The sequence below is a fragment of the Synechococcus sp. CBW1004 genome, from assembly GCF_015840715.1.
Taxonomy (GTDB): domain Bacteria; phylum Cyanobacteriota; class Cyanobacteriia; order PCC-6307; family Cyanobiaceae; genus Cyanobium.
Map to the genome: position 1 here is coordinate 1,963,187 of NZ_CP060397.1, position 13,622 is coordinate 1,976,808.

The 13,622-nt window shown below is 63.3% G+C and carries 19 protein-coding genes, 3 pseudogenes and 1 riboswitch; of the genes and pseudogenes, 14 read left to right on the forward strand and 8 right to left on the reverse strand.

Features of this window, described 5'->3' with window-relative positions; all coding sequences use genetic code 11:
• Window positions 1–231 precede the first annotated feature (231 nt).
• Both H8F25_RS09385 and H8F25_RS09390 read left to right on the forward strand, forming a co-directional pair.
• On the forward strand, window positions 232–555 hold the full coding sequence (locus tag H8F25_RS09385; RefSeq protein ID WP_197210193.1) for a nucleotidyltransferase domain-containing protein: 324 nt from the start codon (window positions 232–234) through the stop codon (window positions 553–555).
• Window positions 548–952 (forward strand): HEPN domain-containing protein, encoded by a 405-nt coding sequence (locus H8F25_RS09390; RefSeq protein WP_197210194.1) that lies wholly within the window; start codon window positions 548–550, stop codon window positions 950–952. The genes H8F25_RS09385 and H8F25_RS09390 overlap by 8 nt, the downstream gene beginning before the upstream one ends.
• A gap of 45 nt (window positions 953–997) precedes the next feature.
• On the opposite strand, the pseudogene H8F25_RS09395 reads toward H8F25_RS09390, so the two are convergent.
• Window positions 998–1,504: pseudogene (locus H8F25_RS09395) on the reverse strand (DUF3427 domain-containing protein); the annotation flags it as partial.
• 164 nt (window positions 1,505–1,668) lie between these two features.
• Here H8F25_RS09395 and H8F25_RS09400 point away from each other — a divergent pair.
• The 3 genes from H8F25_RS09400 to H8F25_RS09410 all read left to right on the forward strand — a co-directional run bounded on the left by H8F25_RS09400 (window position 1,669) and on the right by H8F25_RS09410 (window position 3,185).
• The gene (locus tag H8F25_RS09400; protein WP_231596727.1) at window positions 1,669–2,163 is read left to right on the forward strand and encodes a hypothetical protein; all 495 of its coding nucleotides are present in this window, start codon (window positions 1,669–1,671) and stop codon (window positions 2,161–2,163) included.
• Window positions 2,126–2,647, forward strand: a complete 522-nt coding sequence (locus tag H8F25_RS09405; RefSeq protein WP_197210196.1) for a hypothetical protein — start codon at window positions 2,126–2,128, stop codon at window positions 2,645–2,647. Before H8F25_RS09400 ends, H8F25_RS09405 begins: the two co-directional genes overlap by 38 nt.
• An 88-nt stretch (window positions 2,648–2,735) precedes the next feature.
• Complete coding sequence (locus H8F25_RS09410) at window positions 2,736–3,185, forward strand: hypothetical protein (protein ID WP_197210197.1); 450 nt, start codon at window positions 2,736–2,738, stop codon at window positions 3,183–3,185.
• Here the strand turns inward: H8F25_RS09410 and H8F25_RS09415 are convergent.
• A complete protein-coding gene (locus tag H8F25_RS09415) occupies window positions 3,130–4,068 on the reverse strand; it encodes an HNH endonuclease (RefSeq protein WP_197210198.1) in 939 nt (312 codons plus the stop codon). The two genes, H8F25_RS09410 and H8F25_RS09415, sit on opposite strands and share 56 nt — an antisense overlap.
• A gap of 107 nt (window positions 4,069–4,175) precedes the next feature.
• Window positions 4,176–4,697 (reverse strand): annotated as a pseudogene (locus H8F25_RS18035) (DUF3427 domain-containing protein); the annotation flags it as partial.
• A gap of 90 nt (window positions 4,698–4,787) precedes the next feature.
• Here H8F25_RS18035 and H8F25_RS09425 point away from each other — a divergent pair.
• Window positions 4,788–5,759: an integron integrase gene (locus H8F25_RS09425; protein ID WP_197210199.1), complete on the forward strand. Its 972-nt coding sequence runs from the start codon at window positions 4,788–4,790 to the stop codon at window positions 5,757–5,759.
• Window positions 5,760–6,122: 363 nt separating this feature from the next.
• Here the strand turns inward: H8F25_RS09425 and H8F25_RS09430 are convergent, their stop codons facing one another.
• The 3 genes and pseudogenes from H8F25_RS09430 to H8F25_RS17705 form a co-directional block, all read right to left on the reverse strand.
• Window positions 6,123–7,106 carry an IS5 family transposase gene (locus H8F25_RS09430; protein WP_197210200.1) on the reverse strand — a complete coding sequence of 328 codons (984 nt, stop codon included), beginning with the start codon at window positions 7,104–7,106 and terminating at the stop codon, window positions 6,123–6,125.
• Window positions 7,107–7,183: 77 nt separating this feature from the next.
• On the reverse strand, window positions 7,184–7,558 hold the full coding sequence (locus H8F25_RS17700) for an HIT family protein (RefSeq protein ID WP_231596729.1): 375 nt from the start codon (window positions 7,556–7,558) through the stop codon (window positions 7,184–7,186).
• Window positions 7,559–7,688: 130 nt separating this feature from the next.
• Window positions 7,689–7,883 (reverse strand): annotated as a pseudogene (locus tag H8F25_RS17705) (HNH endonuclease); the annotation flags it as partial.
• Window positions 7,884–8,332: 449 nt separating this feature from the next.
• Between H8F25_RS17705 and H8F25_RS09445 the strand changes: the two are divergent.
• Together H8F25_RS09445 and H8F25_RS09450 are read left to right on the forward strand one after the other, a co-directional pair.
• A complete protein-coding gene (locus tag H8F25_RS09445; protein ID WP_197210203.1) occupies window positions 8,333–8,662 on the forward strand; it encodes a DUF6883 domain-containing protein in 330 nt (109 codons plus the stop codon).
• Between the two features lie 3 nt (window positions 8,663–8,665).
• Window positions 8,666–8,899 (forward strand): DUF4926 domain-containing protein, encoded by a 234-nt coding sequence (locus H8F25_RS09450; RefSeq protein ID WP_197210204.1) that lies wholly within the window; start codon window positions 8,666–8,668, stop codon window positions 8,897–8,899.
• A gap of 119 nt (window positions 8,900–9,018) precedes the next feature.
• Here H8F25_RS09450 and H8F25_RS09455 read toward each other — a convergent pair whose 3' ends face one another.
• Complete coding sequence (locus H8F25_RS09455) at window positions 9,019–9,282, reverse strand: hypothetical protein (protein WP_197210205.1); 264 nt, start codon at window positions 9,280–9,282, stop codon at window positions 9,019–9,021.
• A gap of 149 nt (window positions 9,283–9,431) precedes the next feature.
• Here H8F25_RS09455 and H8F25_RS09460 point away from each other — a divergent pair, with 149 nt between their 5' ends.
• The 4 genes from H8F25_RS09460 (at window position 9,432) to H8F25_RS09475 (ending at window position 10,742) form a co-directional block, all read left to right on the forward strand.
• The gene (locus tag H8F25_RS09460) at window positions 9,432–9,635 is read left to right on the forward strand and encodes a type II toxin-antitoxin system VapB family antitoxin (protein ID WP_197210206.1); all 204 of its coding nucleotides are present in this window, start codon (window positions 9,432–9,434) and stop codon (window positions 9,633–9,635) included.
• On the forward strand, window positions 9,632–10,039 hold the full coding sequence (locus H8F25_RS09465; RefSeq protein WP_197210207.1) for a PIN domain-containing protein: 408 nt from the start codon (window positions 9,632–9,634) through the stop codon (window positions 10,037–10,039). Before H8F25_RS09460 ends, H8F25_RS09465 begins: the two co-directional genes overlap by 4 nt.
• Before the next feature lie 276 nt (window positions 10,040–10,315).
• Complete coding sequence (locus tag H8F25_RS09470; protein ID WP_197210208.1) at window positions 10,316–10,456, forward strand: type II toxin-antitoxin system RelE/ParE family toxin; 141 nt, start codon at window positions 10,316–10,318, stop codon at window positions 10,454–10,456.
• A complete protein-coding gene (locus tag H8F25_RS09475) occupies window positions 10,446–10,742 on the forward strand; it encodes a HigA family addiction module antitoxin (RefSeq protein ID WP_197210209.1) in 297 nt (98 codons plus the stop codon). The genes H8F25_RS09470 and H8F25_RS09475 overlap by 11 nt, the downstream gene beginning before the upstream one ends.
• A gap of 79 nt (window positions 10,743–10,821) precedes the next feature.
• On the opposite strand, the gene H8F25_RS18150 is transcribed toward H8F25_RS09475, so the two are convergent.
• On the reverse strand, window positions 10,822–11,295 hold the full coding sequence (locus H8F25_RS18150; protein WP_370525711.1) for an HNH endonuclease: 474 nt from the start codon (window positions 11,293–11,295) through the stop codon (window positions 10,822–10,824).
• A gap of 616 nt (window positions 11,296–11,911) precedes the next feature.
• Window positions 11,912–12,010, forward strand: a riboswitch (guanidine-I (ykkC/yxkD leader).
• Window positions 12,011–12,036: 26 nt separating this feature from the next.
• Here H8F25_RS18150 and speB point away from each other — a divergent pair.
• Both speB and H8F25_RS09490 read left to right on the forward strand, forming a co-directional pair.
• Window positions 12,037–13,227, forward strand: coding sequence for an agmatinase (gene speB, locus H8F25_RS09485; protein WP_197210210.1), 1,191 nt, complete (start codon window positions 12,037–12,039; stop codon window positions 13,225–13,227).
• A gap of 3 nt (window positions 13,228–13,230) precedes the next feature.
• Complete coding sequence (locus H8F25_RS09490) at window positions 13,231–13,620, forward strand: hydrogenase maturation nickel metallochaperone HypA (protein WP_197210211.1); 390 nt, start codon at window positions 13,231–13,233, stop codon at window positions 13,618–13,620.
• Window positions 13,621–13,622 lie beyond the last annotated feature (2 nt).

A 13,622-nucleotide genomic window follows, 5' to 3' on the forward strand; every position in this document is an offset into this window, starting at 1 on the left:
GGCGCGGTTGTTGGCCTGGCCCCCAGTGGAACAGCCAGGGGCCCAGAGCCAGGTGGCGGTGGTTACGGGGGCGCCGTTGGCATCCAGCGCCGCGAGTGCGGCCAGGACATCGGCGCGGCTGTAGCGCCCGCCCATGCACCCGAAGCGGCACCGGCAGCGCCCAGGGCAGCGGCAGCAGGCGTCTCTCGCAGCGCTCGGCCAGCAGTGCCAGCAGGCGGCGATGATGGAACCATGGCCAAGGCGCCCCTCGTGACACAGGAAGCCATCAAGGCGTTCACTGATCGCCTGGTGGAGGCGTTTGCCCCGGAGCGGGTGATTCTGTTCGGCTCGATGGCTCGTGGAGACGCGCGATGGGATTCGGATGCGGACATCCTGGTGGTGATGCCCTTTGAGGGACGCCACCTGGCCAAGATCCGTGAAATCAGGCGCATCTGCCAGGTGCAGTTTCCCCTGGATCTTCTGGTTCGGCGGCCGGAGGAGATGGCGATTCGCTACCGGGGGGGCGATCCGGTCGTGCGCGAAGCGATGGACCATGGCGAGGTGCTGTATGGATGAAGGCTGGTCGGCCGTTCCGGAGTGGATCGCCAAGGCGGAAGGTGATTGGGAAGCTCTGGAGATCCTGTTGACGAGGAACAGCCCAGGCTTGCGTGATGCGGTCGTGTTTCACGCTCAGCAATGTGTGGAGAAACTGCTCAAAGCCAGGTTGATCCAGCTCGGGCAGACGGTGGACAAAATCCATGATCTGGCTGCGCTCTCTCGCCAGCTGAAGGCCGTGGATGACCAATGGAGCTGGGACGATGCGAATCTGGCTGATCTCTCCTCAGGAGCGGTCCTTGCTCGCTACCCGGGTTTTGAGACCTCAGCCGAGGAACAAGTCGAACTGGTGGAGTCGGCCAGCAAGGTAAGGCAGGCACTGAGGATCCTGCTTGATTTCGAAAAGCCTGGAGCGTGAACAAGACGACCTGTGGATTTGGCCCTCAAACCGCCAAGGCCACTGTCATGCCAAGCAACAGCCTGGCAGCCAGGCCGCCGGGATCGGAACCTCCCGCTGCCAGCGGATCGCCATCGGCCGTTCCCCTTCATGGCCTTCGTAGGTGGCGAAGCCGAGACAGCGGAATGGCTCGGTGATGCCACCGGAGCGTCCCCCCTCGCGGCGTTGTTCCCGCACAAACAGCAGCACCCGCGAGCCACGCGCCTGATGGTGGATGGTGCGCTGTCCGGTGGATGAGGAGGCGGTGGTGATGCTCTGGCTCTCCCAGTGGAACAGCGACGGGCCCAGGGCCAGGTCGCGGTAGCGGGTGGAGGGGGAGAACAAGGTCTCGCTCTTGTTGAGCGTGATGAACAGCAGATCGCACTGGGACGGCTCATGCCAGAGCACGCCTTCGCGATGAATCCAGGGCGAGGTGTCCGTGAGGATGCCAAAGGCGGCTTCGATCTCGGCGCGGCTGTAGCGGCCATGCACCCGCAACGGCACCGGCAGGGCCCAGGGCAGCGGCTGCAGGCGGCTGTGTTACTCCAGGCCAGTGCTCACATGCGGAGGGGGCCGTCGTTGACGCCAATTCTGCATTGCCGCCTTGGGCTTGATGGTTCGCACTCTGATCCCTGTGGTCAGAGGGCCCACCGATGGGACATCATTGAGAGGACTTGACGTCTGATGCTGCTGACGCGATGGCCGATGATCCTTTGGAGAGCAGTTTGATCAGCACCGATGCTGCGGCTGGGATCCAGTCTGTCGTGGCGTGCAAGGGAATCCGCTCCACTAGCGACTTCCCCAGAGATCTCAAGGGTTTGAGTGCTGAGCAGATTGAGCATCACTACACGGCGATGCGAAACAGTCATGCCTCCCTCACCCGCTCGCGGGGGCAGCTGCTGCGTCGCTCTCGTGAGTTCAGCGAAGCGCGGGAGCGTTTCCTGGCCACGTTGCGCAGCTATGAGGAAAGGCTGGTGTTGATCGGTCAGGAAAAGGCCGAGGCGATGCGCCTGGCCAAGGACATGCACCAGGAGTTGGAGGCATTTGAGAGTAAACAGCAACAGCTGGACAGGCTCCTCGGCGAGCTGGATGAGGCCAAGCAGGAGGCAGGATTCTGGTCCGTCTTTCAGATCAATCAGCTGATTGAGCGTATGCGTGCACTTCTGCGTGGGGGAGATAAGCGCGATGGGTGAACTCAGTGATCGCTTCGCCGAGCTGATGGCTCGCATGGCGAAGAGTGATGCGGAGCTGTTCCGGACCATCGGTCAGCAGAATGCCAGTGTCCGCCAGATGGTCGATGAGCTGACTGTCATCGACGCTCCACCAGCGGCATCAGAGAGTGCTGTGTTGTTGCCTGCGGCGGGATTGCTCCCTCCGGATCAGTGTGAGCTCAAAGCTCTGAAGGCCCGCTTCGGCAAGCTGGCCGACGCCCAGTCCTGGCTGGAAGCACAGATCGGCCAGGCACCGAAGAAGCCCACCTGGGCCGTGATTGAGCAGACCTTTCGCCAGGGATCCTGGCCTGTGGCAGCCCATGGCAGGTCCGTGAGCCCCAAGGCCCTGACGGCGGCGGAGGTCGATGAGAGGTTGGCAGGACTGGAGCAGCGGTTGCAGATGCGCTTGCAGTCCTTGGAGAGCCTGTTGCGTCTGATTGCGGAGGCAGTGGTTCAGGATCGTTGAGGGGTGCTGCAACGGTGCTGTGCAGCGCTTGAAGGGCGGCTCGTTGAGACAGCGGTGGCACTGATGAAGAGCACCTCGCTCCCTCGCCTTGGCCACTCGTGCTGTCGTCAGCTTCAGCGGCTTCCCCGAGCAGCCTCCGCAACAGACCTGCTGCTATCTGTATCTCCACCACGATGGCTTTCCTACCGGGGCGGCCTGGCGCTTTGCCGCAAGCCTGCGCCATGGTGGTGCAGTTGAGGGCTTCCTGGCAGGGTTCCGCCACAGCCAGCCCGAGGCCGTTGAGCTGGCCAGCGTGGCCGAGGCGGCCGATGCCGACTATCGCTACTCCCTGCGCCTACAGGCTGGCGTGCACCCGTCGATCGAGGTGCAGTGCTGGCGGCGCCATCCCGCCACCAGCAGCTGGCATCTGCGCTGCGGGCCGCTGCCGCTGGATGTGTTCATCCAGCGCTTCCTGCCTGGTGCGCCTGCAGACCGGTCTGAGCTCAGCGACGCAGGGCTTGCCGATGGGTGGCCAGAAACGCCTCCTGCTCGCGGTTGAATGGCCGCACCTGGTTGGCACCGGCGATGCCCCAGCAGTGCAAGGCTTCTCCAGCGGCGTCGTGTTGCCAGATCAGCTGGCCGTCTGCGTCGAAGCTGATCCAGTGGCGGGCGAACAGCTTGTCGATGTGGGGGGAGAGCAGCAGGCCGTTGCAGCCACTTAGTCGTTCGCGGTTGTCGCACGCGCGCCAGGGCTTGATGTGGCTGGCCACCAGAAACTCCTGCCGCGCCAGGCCGGTTACGCGGCAGATCGGCTCCAGCTCAGCCACCCGCTGGCGGAACAGGCCCTGCCCCAGCCGCGCCCGGGTGAGCGCATCGCGCTCGGTGCTCAGGGGCACCTGCTGAAGCTGCTGCATGTCGTCGAGCAGGGCGGCGGTGTATTCGCCCTCCTCTGCCAGCACCACCAGGTGCACGCGCACAGCCGGGTCGGCATGCTCCTCAATCAGTTGCAGCAGCAGGAGGCCAAGCGGGTCACTGAGACCCGCCAGGTAGATCCCCTGGTTGCCTCGCCCTGAGGTCGTGCTGATGGGGCTGTGGCGCTCCGGCAGCAGGGGCTGGATGAGATCAAAAAAAGTCTGCGGCACCAGGGCCTGGCGCAGGGGCTGCCAGTTCACCCGCACCAGCCAGCCCTCCTGGTTCCAGTTGTCACCCGCCGAGCCGAACTCCGGCGGCTTCGGAGCAGTGACAGCTGCAGCCTCCACCCAGCCGATCTGGTTGATCCGTCCGCCCGCATAGCTGAACAACACATCCCCCCGCACGCAGCGGGTGAGGTTGTCGTAGCTCACGTTGCGCGCGCCGTTGGCATTGGCCTTCGGCGACCAGACGTAGCCGCCTTCGGTCTCCTGCCGGTAGGTCTGCTTGTGGTTGACCCACCAGTAGGCCATTGGGGCGTAGGGAGGGGATAGCTCTTGGATAGCAGCGATCTGGGGGTAATGGCTCTGGCATTGCTTGGCTGCAGCTCTTGCTGATCAGGTGCGTGAGGGCTTGCAGGGCCGAATCGGGCCAGCAAGTTGAAGGTACGGTGGTCGGTGGCGCCGAGGTACACGGTGCTGAGCACCCGCAGTTCACCGCCGGCCTGCAGGTAGGCGTTGAGCACCGGCTGCAACAGCCGCAGGCCACTCCACTTGATGAAGGCACAGAGCAGATCGATCCGATCCGCCGAAGGAATCACCGCCTGCAACGCCAGCCCCACACTCGGTTCATTGGGCGCATTCACCAGCAGAGCGCCATCCGCCAGGGGAATCAACGGCCGCTGCAACGGCGCCTGCTCCTGCAACAAGGCCACCAACCCATTCACCAACGCCAGCTGCCGCTGCTGCTTTTCGGCCTCCGGCATTGTGGCCAGGGCGATCTCGCTGAGCTGCCGCAGGTACCGGGTCAGCCGCTGGGGGGCTTCGGCGGGGTCCAGGGCCGAGAGCTGGTGCAACTCCGCCGGAAGCTGGGCAAGGGCCTGGTGGGTGGACTCGCTGAGGGGGTGGTCGTAGAGGCCTGGGGGTAGGTCCTGCGGGGGGATGGGTGGACAAGGCAGGGCCTGGCTTCAGTGGTAGCCATCCATCTACACGAGCGCCGCGAGGGAATACTCCCCCCAGCCGGATCCGATGCATTGACGAAAGACGCGAAGCCCCCAGGCCTGATCCAGCGTTATCGCGAAGAACTGCAGGTTCGGCACTATGCCCGCCGCACCGTCAAGACTTATGAGCAGTGGCTGCGGAGGTTTCTGCAGTTTCATGCCATGCGCCATCCGCGGACGATGGGCAGTGCGGAGGTGAATGCCTTCCTCAGCCATCTGGCGGTGGATCTACAGGTGAGCCCCTCGACCCAGAACCAGGCGCTGGCGGCGCTGCTGTTCCTGTATCGGGAACTCCTGGAGATGGATCTTGAGCTGGAGGGTGTGGTCCGAGCGCGGAAGCACAGACGGCTGCCGGTGGTGCTGAGCCAGGAGGAGGTGCGGGAGGTGCTGAGGCGGTTGAATGGCGGTGAAGCGCTGGTGGCGGGGCTCCTGTACGGCAGCGGCCTTCGCTTGATGGAGGCCTTGCGTCTGAGGGTCCAGGATCTCGACTTCGCCCGCAACACCATCACCGTGCGGGACGGCAAGGGAGGTAAAGACAGGAGAACCCTGCTGCCGAGGCGCCTGGCAGAGGAGCTCCGGCAGCATCTGCAAGCGGTTCGACGGGTGCATCAGCAGGACCTTGCCGATGGATACGGCCGGGTGGAGTTGCCCCATGCGCTGGCCCGCAAGTACCGGTCAGCGCCTATGGAATGGGGATGGCAATGGGTGTTTCCGCAGCACCACCGCTGGCGGGATGCCAGCAGCGGAGCTCAGGGCCGCCACCATCTCGACCCCAGCGTCATTCAGAAGGCGATGCGGCATGCCGTGCTTGCGGCAGGAATCCAGAAACCGGCCACCCCCCATACCTTGCGCCATTCATTCGCCACCCATCTGCTGGAGCGCGGCCAGGACATCCGCACAATTCAGGAACTCCTGGGCCACCGAGACCTGAATACGACCATGATCTACACGCATGTGATCAACCGTGGTCCATTGGGCGTCAGCAGTCCCGCTGACCTTCTGTAGCCTGATGAACCGTGTTATGCGGACCCTGGTAAGTAGGGGGGGACCCAGTCTGCTGCCTCCCAGACCCCCTGCCCTGCATCGGCTGTCGTGCCCGTGGTCGCAGATGGCTCTAGGCTTATCAAGCGTTGCGCAGCCCCACGACGCTGTTCAGGGGGTCGGTCCATTCAGCGTTAGGGAAGCTCTGATCAAGACCGGGAATTGAGCGCAAGCGTGTCTCATTCTCGCCAATGAGACACAAGTGGGGTATTTTGTCCTTGGCTACTCGCCAGGTACTCCAATCCAGGGCCTGACTGGCTTATTTCTCGTGAGTTCCCCGATCATTTTTGGCTGCTCACCCTCAAGATGGCACACTTATTCTGTCATTTACGCTGTAGAAGGACAACGTTCGCGCACCATCCAGAGATTGGCGAGGGCAAACAGCATCGTCAGCTTGAGGTTGTTCTTGCGGATGCCTCGGTAGAAGACCTTCCGAAATCCAAACTGGCACTTGATGATCCGAAATGGATGCTCCACCTTTGCCCTGACATGTGCTTTCGCCGCCTCCATCAGATCCAGCAGTCTTCCCTCTGGGGTGTCCGGTAGAACTCGGCGCTGTCCGGGCTTCATGGCGATGCGCATCTCTGCTTCGCAGTCCTTGAACGCCTCACGCTTTTCGATGCCGATGTGGCCAGAGTCGCCGTAGATCACGCGTTCCTCGCCATGGACGCGATCGGGTGCCGTGTTCAGCTCATGGACGTTGGCAGCCGTGCTCACCACGGAATGGACCAGACCCGAGGCTGCATCCACACCGATGTGGCACCGCATCCCAAAGAACCACTGGTTGCCTTTGGCCACCGAGTGCATTTCAGGATCCCGCTCGCCCGTCTTGTTCTTGGTTGAACTGGGAGCGTTGATGATTGTGGCATCGAGGATCGTACCCTCCTTAAGCATCACGCCCTTCTCCCGCAGGCTCTGGTTCACCGTCTCCAGGATCTGCTCTGCTATCCGATTCTCTTCCAGGAGGTGGCGGAAGTTCAGGATCGTCGTCTCGTCAGGGATCCGGTCCTCAACCATGTCGATCCCAGCAAAGCGGCGGAAGCAGGGGGTATCGATCAGCATCTCCTCCATCAAGGGATCGGAAAGCGTGAACCACTGCTGCAGCAGGTGGATGCGCAGCATCACCTCCAGCGGAAACGGTGGGCGCCCGCCCTTGGCAGAAGGCCTGTGGTACACAGGCGAAATCAAGGCCAGGAAAGGATCCCAGGGCACTGTGGCTTCCATCTCATCGAGGAAGCGCTGCCGGCGCGTTTTCTTCTTGGCGTAGGTCTGCTCGTAGTCCGTGAAACCCAACTGGAGGGGGGCCGCCATCCGCTGCCAGTCTCATTATTGGAACTGTACTGATTCTATCGGGTTTTTCAGGGGTTCCTTAGTCACTCACGGTGAAATCAATACCCCTGCCTGCCAGCAATCACCCCCCGCACCCCACCCCGAGGCTGCTTGCAATCCCCCTCCCGCCTCGGTATCAGATGCCAATGTGCATGAAACACCGTCTGCCCCGCCGCCACTCCTGAGTTCAACCCCACATTCCAGCCGTTGATCGCGGCGTCTCGGGCACTGAGCATCTCCCGCCGCTGCCTGAGCAGCTCCACCACCGCGTTCCACTCCGGCTGGTGCAGCTCCATTCCATCGGCTACATGCCTCCGCGGAATCACCAGGCTGTGGCCCACGCTCACCGGGTAGGCATCGGCGATGTAGAGCTTCGAATGCGTTTTCCAGCAGCACCCTTTCGCCTCCCTCCAGCGCGCAGAAGATGCAGCCATCCTGCCGTTGGCGGTAGCTCTCCTGGATCCCGCGGAAATCGGTTCGGCTGTTTGCGTGGCATACAGCCGTGTCGCGCTTGCCGGCATTGCAGCGGAAACAGAGCGCCTGCAGGTTGCTGATGTCATCTGATCCGCCTTGGTTCTTGGGAATGATGTGGTCTACCTCCAGGGCCCTCTGGTGCTCGTGCGCTCCACAGCATTCGCAGCGGCCCCGGGCCCGTGTGAGCACCCGGTATTTCACCGAGCCGCTGATCGGACTGCGGTGGCGGGAACGGTGGGCGAACACCTCCTCACCGCGCTGTGACCGGAACGCATCACGACGCATGCGGCACAGCTGCAGTAGCTCATCGCGCTCCGTGTCGCTCAGCTCTACTGCTGCGCAGAAGCCTGACGGCTACGGAGCCGATCAGTCGGTAGCGGCCCTGCTGCACCTCCGTGATGGCGTTGCCATTGAGCACCCGGCCCACCATCCGCTTGACGCGCTCCGGTAGACATCGATCTGGGTCACGTCCTCGCCCAGGATCCGCCGGGCGATGTCCTCCGCCGTTGCCGGGCTGCTCCTGCCCAGCAGCTCCATCAGCATCAGCGGCTGATAGATGTGGTTCATCCGCATCCGCTCGGATATGAACCGCCTCAGGCGCTGGTAGGCGGGGGAGGGGATTGGGGGTTCGGGGGGCATGGAGGCATCCTGCCGCCGCCAGGGCTGCGCTGGCGGGGGATGGGACGGGGGTGGAACTTATAGGGAGTAGCCCCGGTGCTCTCCCTGGCCCACGAATGCTTCCCCATGCAGAACACGCGGTCGTTGAGCAGGCCAAGATCTGCGACTACCTGCTCTCGGGCGTGCATCCAGTCGGCCGTTTCAAGGCCAGGGTGTTCCTCGCCCTCGGCTACTCCAGCGAAGGCTGGTCAAGGCTTCGAGACGACCTGCTGCACCATGGGCGCACCGGAATGGTTCGGCGCATCGAGAGCAACACCTACGGCATGAAAGTGGTAATCAGTGCTAAGTTGAAAGGCCCCAACGGAACTTCAAGGCGGTTCTGCACCGTCTGGCTGATTCCCTGCTTTTCCATTCAGCCCAGGCTCATCACCGCGTATCCGGAGTAAAGCATGTTTGCATTGCATCAGACCGTTGCTCTCACGCAGGACATTCCCGAGTCAGGGCTTCAGTCGGGCGATCTTGGTGCTGTTGTCGCCATTCTCGATCCTGAGCACTGCGAGGTGGAATTCGTCGCCGCATCGGGTCGTGCACAGGCTCTGTTGATGCTTCCAATTGCCGATCTTCGGGCGATTGGTGATCAGGACTTGATCGCTGTGCGTTCTTTGGCGGCTGCAAGGCCTTGAGGGTTGCCGTCTTCCACTCGGAGCGCATCCAGCCTCTGGCGGCACAGCGGAAGCAACTCATCGCCCTCGCTGTCGATCAACTCCACTTCTTTACAGAAGCCTTACGGCTACGGCGCCGATCAGCCGGTAGCGGCCCTGCTGCAGCTCCGTGATGGCGTTGCCGTTGAGCACCCGGCACACCATCCGCTTGACGCGCTCCGGTAGACATCGATCTGGGTCACGTCCTCGCCCAGGATCCGCCGGGCGATGTCCTCCGCCGTTGCCGGGCTGCTCCTGCCCAGCAGCTCCATCAGCATCAGCGGCTGATAGATGTGGCTCATCCGCATCCGCTCGGCGATGAACCGCCGCAGGCGCTGGTAGGCGGGGGAGGGGGTTGGGGCCATGGGGGCATCCTGACGCCGGCAGGGCTGTGCTGGCGGGGAATGGGACGGGGGGTGGAACTGGTGGAGGAGAAGCCCCTGCCATGTCTTTTTCTGTTCCAACAGCCAGGGCGGAGGTCATAGTGTGTAGATGCCTCATCAGGAGTTCACACATGGCCACGAATCTCGCTCTCGATCAGGATCTGCTCGATCACGCCTTTCGTGTGAGCGGTGAGCCCACCAAGAAAGCTGCCGTCACCCGCGCGCTTCAGGAGTTCATCGCACGCCGGGAGCAGCGCCAGGTGGCGGAGCTCTTCGGCAAGCTTGAGTGGGACCCTGGCTACAACTACAAGGCGGAACGGGAGCGCCAGCGGTGAGCCTGCTGGTCGACACGTCGGTCTGGTCTCTGGCTTTCCGCCGTGATGGCCAGCCGGGTGTGCCCGAGGTGGGCGCACTCCGCGGCGCTCTCCTGGGCGCCGAGCAGGTCTTCACCACTGGATTGGTGCTTCAGGAAGTGTTGCAGGGTTTTGCAGGCCCCAGGAACCGAGACCAGCTCGTGGAGCGCCTCTCCGTGCTCGCATTTCTTCAGCCCGACAAACTGGACCACATCGCAGCCGCCGACCTCCGCAATGTCTGTCGCCGCCGGGGTGTCCAGATCGGCACGATTGATGCCCTGATTATTCAGCTCTGTCAGCGCTACGACCTGACGCTGCTGACAACCGATCAAGACTTCCATGCGGCCTCTCAGCATGTGGATGTCCGGCTATGGACCCAATCGTGAGGGTTCTGCTGCCGGCGTTGCAGCGGCCTCTAGCGCGGGTGATGTGGAGGCATGGGGGATGCTGGTGGGGGATGGGACGGGGGGTGGAACTTCCAAGATGGAGGCCCCGGCTCGGGCCCCCCAAGCAAGGCCCCCGCGATGCCAGAGCGCGAACGCCAGCTCCCTTTCCTTCCGTCTGGCGTGCCTACGCCTAGCGTTGGTAAAAATGCGTTGTGATCAGGTCGTTTCGGTGCCGCGACACCCAGGCCCTCTTCCAAGGGAAGCCTGTGAGGCGGTTTGCCACCAGGCAATCGCCTGGAGCCGCTCAGGGGGAACCGCCATGGCCAGCACAGCATCCGCATCAACGACCAGTTCCGGCTCTGCTTTGTCTGGACGGAAGCCGGGCCAGAGGAGGTCGAAATTGTTGATGTCCACTGACTTGCTGCTGGTCCATCCTGGCGAAGTGTTGCTGGCGGAGTTCCTCAGGCCAATGGGGATCAGTCAGTACCGGCTCGCGCTGGCAATCGGCGTACCGGAGAGCCGCATCAACGCGATCGTCAAGGGGCGCAGGACAATCAGTGCCGACACCGATCTGCGCCTGTGCCGTTTCTTCAGCCTCAGCGAAGGCTTCTGGCTGAGGATGCAGGCCAGCCATGATCTGAAGCTGGCCAAGCAGGCTCTGGGCGGCGTGCTGCCATCCATCGAGCCGTTCCAGAGCGACTGATCGGGTTTCGGGATCAACGGTCCACATCCGCCAGCGTTCCATTCCGGATGGTGCAACGCCAACCCATCGGCCCCGTGCCTTAAGGGGGCGATGCACAGCTACCCATGCGTTCTCCAGCAGCACCCTTCCGCCTCCCTCCAGCGCGAAGGCGATACAGCCATCCTGCCGTTGGCGGTAGCTCTCCTGGATCCCGCGGAAATCGGTTCGGCTGTTTGCGTTGGCCTACAACCGTGTCGCGCTTGCCGGCATTGCAGCGGAAGCAGAGCGCCTGCAGGTTGCTGATGGCATCCGAGCCGCCCTGATTGTTGGGGATGATGTGGTCCAGCTCCAGGGCCCGCTGGTGCGGGGTTTGCTGAGCAACAGCCCTGGCTCCACAGCACTCGCAACGGCCCCGGGCCCGTGTGAGCACCCGGTACTTGATCGAGCCGCTGATCGGGCTGCGATGGCGGCTGCGGTGCGCAAACACCTCCTCGCCGCGCTGGGCCCGGAAGGCATCCAACCGCAGGCGACACAGTTGCAGTAGCTCATCGCGCTCGCTGTCGCTCAACTCCACTTCTACGCAGAAGCCTGACGGCTACGGAGCCGATCAGCCGGTAGCAGCCCTGCAGCAGCTCCGTAATGCCGTTGCCATTGAGCACCCGGCCCACCATCCGCTTGACGCGCTCCGTTGTAGTCGTCGATCTGGCTGACGTGCTCCCCCGGGCTCCTGCGGGCGATGTCGCGGGCTGTTGCGGGGCAGGCCATTGCCTGGACAATCTATAGACCAGCAGCTCCATGCGCATCAGCGGTTGGTAGTTCTCCTCATCCGCAGGTGCTCGGTGATGTCATTGCGGAGCCGTTGCCAGGCGTCGATGGGGCCTGGGGGCATGGCTGCATGGCTGCATCCTTGCGCCCTCAGGGCAGGGCTGGTGAATCGTGGAGCGCGGGAAGGAACTGTGTCGGTTGTCACTGGTGCGAACTCCGGCCCACCCAGGCGTGCGCGTCCTCGCTGGCCCCACTTCCTTCCCGTCCCTTGCATCGACACAGTGCATCGACACAGGTGTTGCCCTTCTGGCCGCTCCCGTAGACCCCGATTACCAGCGCTGATCTTCACGCCGTCGGGCCCGATGGCTCAGTCCGTAACCACCGCCACAGTCCTGACCTGTGCTCTCCTCCACACTCGCTGGGCGGAACAGGAGTTCTAGGGTTCCGGCCCCTCAGGGGGCGACTGGTCCAAGAGAGCTCCACCGGCCCATGCCGGAGCACGGAGGGACAAAAGCCCGGGAGACCGCAGCCACTCCTCATCCCCCGTTTCATGACCAACGACTCCGGCGCCTCGGGTCCCTTCGAGCGGCTGCATCCCAGCGAGGGCATGCGGGCCCTGGAGAAGGAGCGGGCGCTGCCGCTCACCGGCTGGCAACAGGAGGTGGATCAGGCCCATCGCTACGGCCTGGAAGCCGCCGCCAGCATCGTCGATCGCCGCATCTCCACCTTCTCCCGCGGTGAGCTGCCCCACTTCGCGGGCATCAACACCTTTATGAAGGCGCCCTACATCGAGGATGTGAATCGTGTGGGCGAGTTCGACGTGGCGATCGTGGGCGTGCCGCATGATTCCGGCACCACCTATCGCCCCGGCACCCGCTTCGGTCCCCAGGGCATCCGCCGCATCTCGGCACTTTACACCCCCTACAACTACGAGATGGGTGTGGATCTGCGCGAGCAGATCACGCTCTGCGATGTCGGCGACATCTTCACGATTCCGGCCAACAACGAGAAGAGTTTCGATCAGATCTCCAAGGGCATCGCCCACATCTTCGCCAGCGGTGCCTTCCCGATCATCCTCGGGGGCGACCACTCGATCGGCTTCCCCACGGTGCGTGGTGTCTGTCGCCACCTGGGCGACAAGAAGGTCGGCATCATCCATTTCGATCGTCATGTCGACACCCAGGAGATCGACCTCGACGAGCGCATGCACACCTGCCCGTGGTTCCACGCCACGAACATGGCCAATGCCCCAGCAAAGAATCTGGTGCAGCTGGGTATCGGTGGTTGGCAGGTGCCGCGCGAGGGCGTGAAGATCTGCCGCGAACGCGGTACCAATGTGCTCACCGTCACGGATATCTGCGACATGGGGCTGGAGGCGGCAGCCCAGTTCGCGATCGAGCGTGCCACCGATGGCACCGACTGCGTCTACATCTCCTTCGACATCGACTGCATCGACGCCGGCTTCGTTCCGGGCACCGGCTGGCCAGAGCCCGGTGGCCTGCTGCCGCGCGAGGCCCTGAAACTGCTGGAGCTGATCGTGCGCAACGTGCCGGTCTGCGGTCTGGAGATTGTGGAGGTTTCACCGCCCTACGACATCAGCGACATGACCTCCCTGATGGCCACCCGCGTCATCTGCGACACCATGGCCCACCTGGTGGTGAGTGGTCAGCTGCCGCGCAAGGGCAAGCCGGATTGGATCAGCGACGTCTGCAACATGAACGTCGATCAGAAGTGGAGATGAGCGATGCATGAAGTCGACATGACCAGGTGCCTGCTGCTCTCGATGCAGGAGTGGAGCCAGCAACACGCACCCAGGCAACCTTCCGTTCAACGGGTGCATCTGCAGGTGGGCACGTTCACCTGCGTGGAGCCCGATCAGCTGGTGTTCACCTGGCGCGCCGCCGTGAAGGGCAGCTGGCTTGATGGGTCCGAGCTGTCCATCGAATCGATCCCGCTCGTGGGTCGCTGTCTGTGCTGCAACAGCACCTATGCCCCCCGGGTCGACCATGGCTATCGCTCACCCTGCTGCGATCACCCGATGGAGGAGATCGTCAGCGGCCGTGAGTTGAAGATCCGCAGCGTGGATTACAGCCTCAGCGAACCCCGCCTCACCCCTCAGTCCGTGGAGATCTGACC

What these genes read in the sequence shown, in the direction of transcription:
- H8F25_RS09450 (WP_197210204.1), top strand. Translation starts at nt 8,666, where the DNA reads ATGTTTGCATTGCATCAGACCGTTGCTCTCACGCAGGACATTCCCGAG.
- H8F25_RS09430 (WP_197210200.1), bottom strand. Translation starts at nt 7,106, where the DNA reads ATGGCGGCCCCCCTCCAGTTGGGTTTCACGGACTACGAGCAGACCTAC.
- H8F25_RS09475 (WP_197210209.1), top strand. Translation starts at nt 10,446, where the DNA reads ATGTCCACTGACTTGCTGCTGGTCCATCCTGGCGAAGTGTTGCTGGCG.
- H8F25_RS09490 (WP_197210211.1), top strand. Translation starts at nt 13,231, where the DNA reads ATGCATGAAGTCGACATGACCAGGTGCCTGCTGCTCTCGATGCAGGAG.
- H8F25_RS09390 (WP_197210194.1), top strand. Translation starts at nt 548, where the DNA reads ATGGATGAAGGCTGGTCGGCCGTTCCGGAGTGGATCGCCAAGGCGGAA.
- H8F25_RS17700 (WP_231596729.1), bottom strand. Translation starts at nt 7,558, where the DNA reads ATGGCTGCATCTTCTGCGCGCTGGAGGGAGGCGAAAGGGTGCTGCTGG.
- H8F25_RS09415 (WP_197210198.1), bottom strand. Translation starts at nt 4,068, where the DNA reads ATGGCCTACTGGTGGGTCAACCACAAGCAGACCTACCGGCAGGAGACC.
- speB (WP_197210210.1), top strand. Translation starts at nt 12,037, where the DNA reads ATGACCAACGACTCCGGCGCCTCGGGTCCCTTCGAGCGGCTGCATCCC.
- H8F25_RS09385 (WP_197210193.1), top strand. Translation starts at nt 232, where the DNA reads ATGGCCAAGGCGCCCCTCGTGACACAGGAAGCCATCAAGGCGTTCACT.
- H8F25_RS09460 (WP_197210206.1), top strand. Translation starts at nt 9,432, where the DNA reads ATGGCCACGAATCTCGCTCTCGATCAGGATCTGCTCGATCACGCCTTT.
- H8F25_RS09400 (WP_231596727.1), top strand. Translation starts at nt 1,669, where the DNA reads ATGGCCGATGATCCTTTGGAGAGCAGTTTGATCAGCACCGATGCTGCG.
- H8F25_RS09445 (WP_197210203.1), top strand. Translation starts at nt 8,333, where the DNA reads ATGCTTCCCCATGCAGAACACGCGGTCGTTGAGCAGGCCAAGATCTGC.
- H8F25_RS09455 (WP_197210205.1), bottom strand. Translation starts at nt 9,282, where the DNA reads ATGGCCCCAACCCCCTCCCCCGCCTACCAGCGCCTGCGGCGGTTCATC.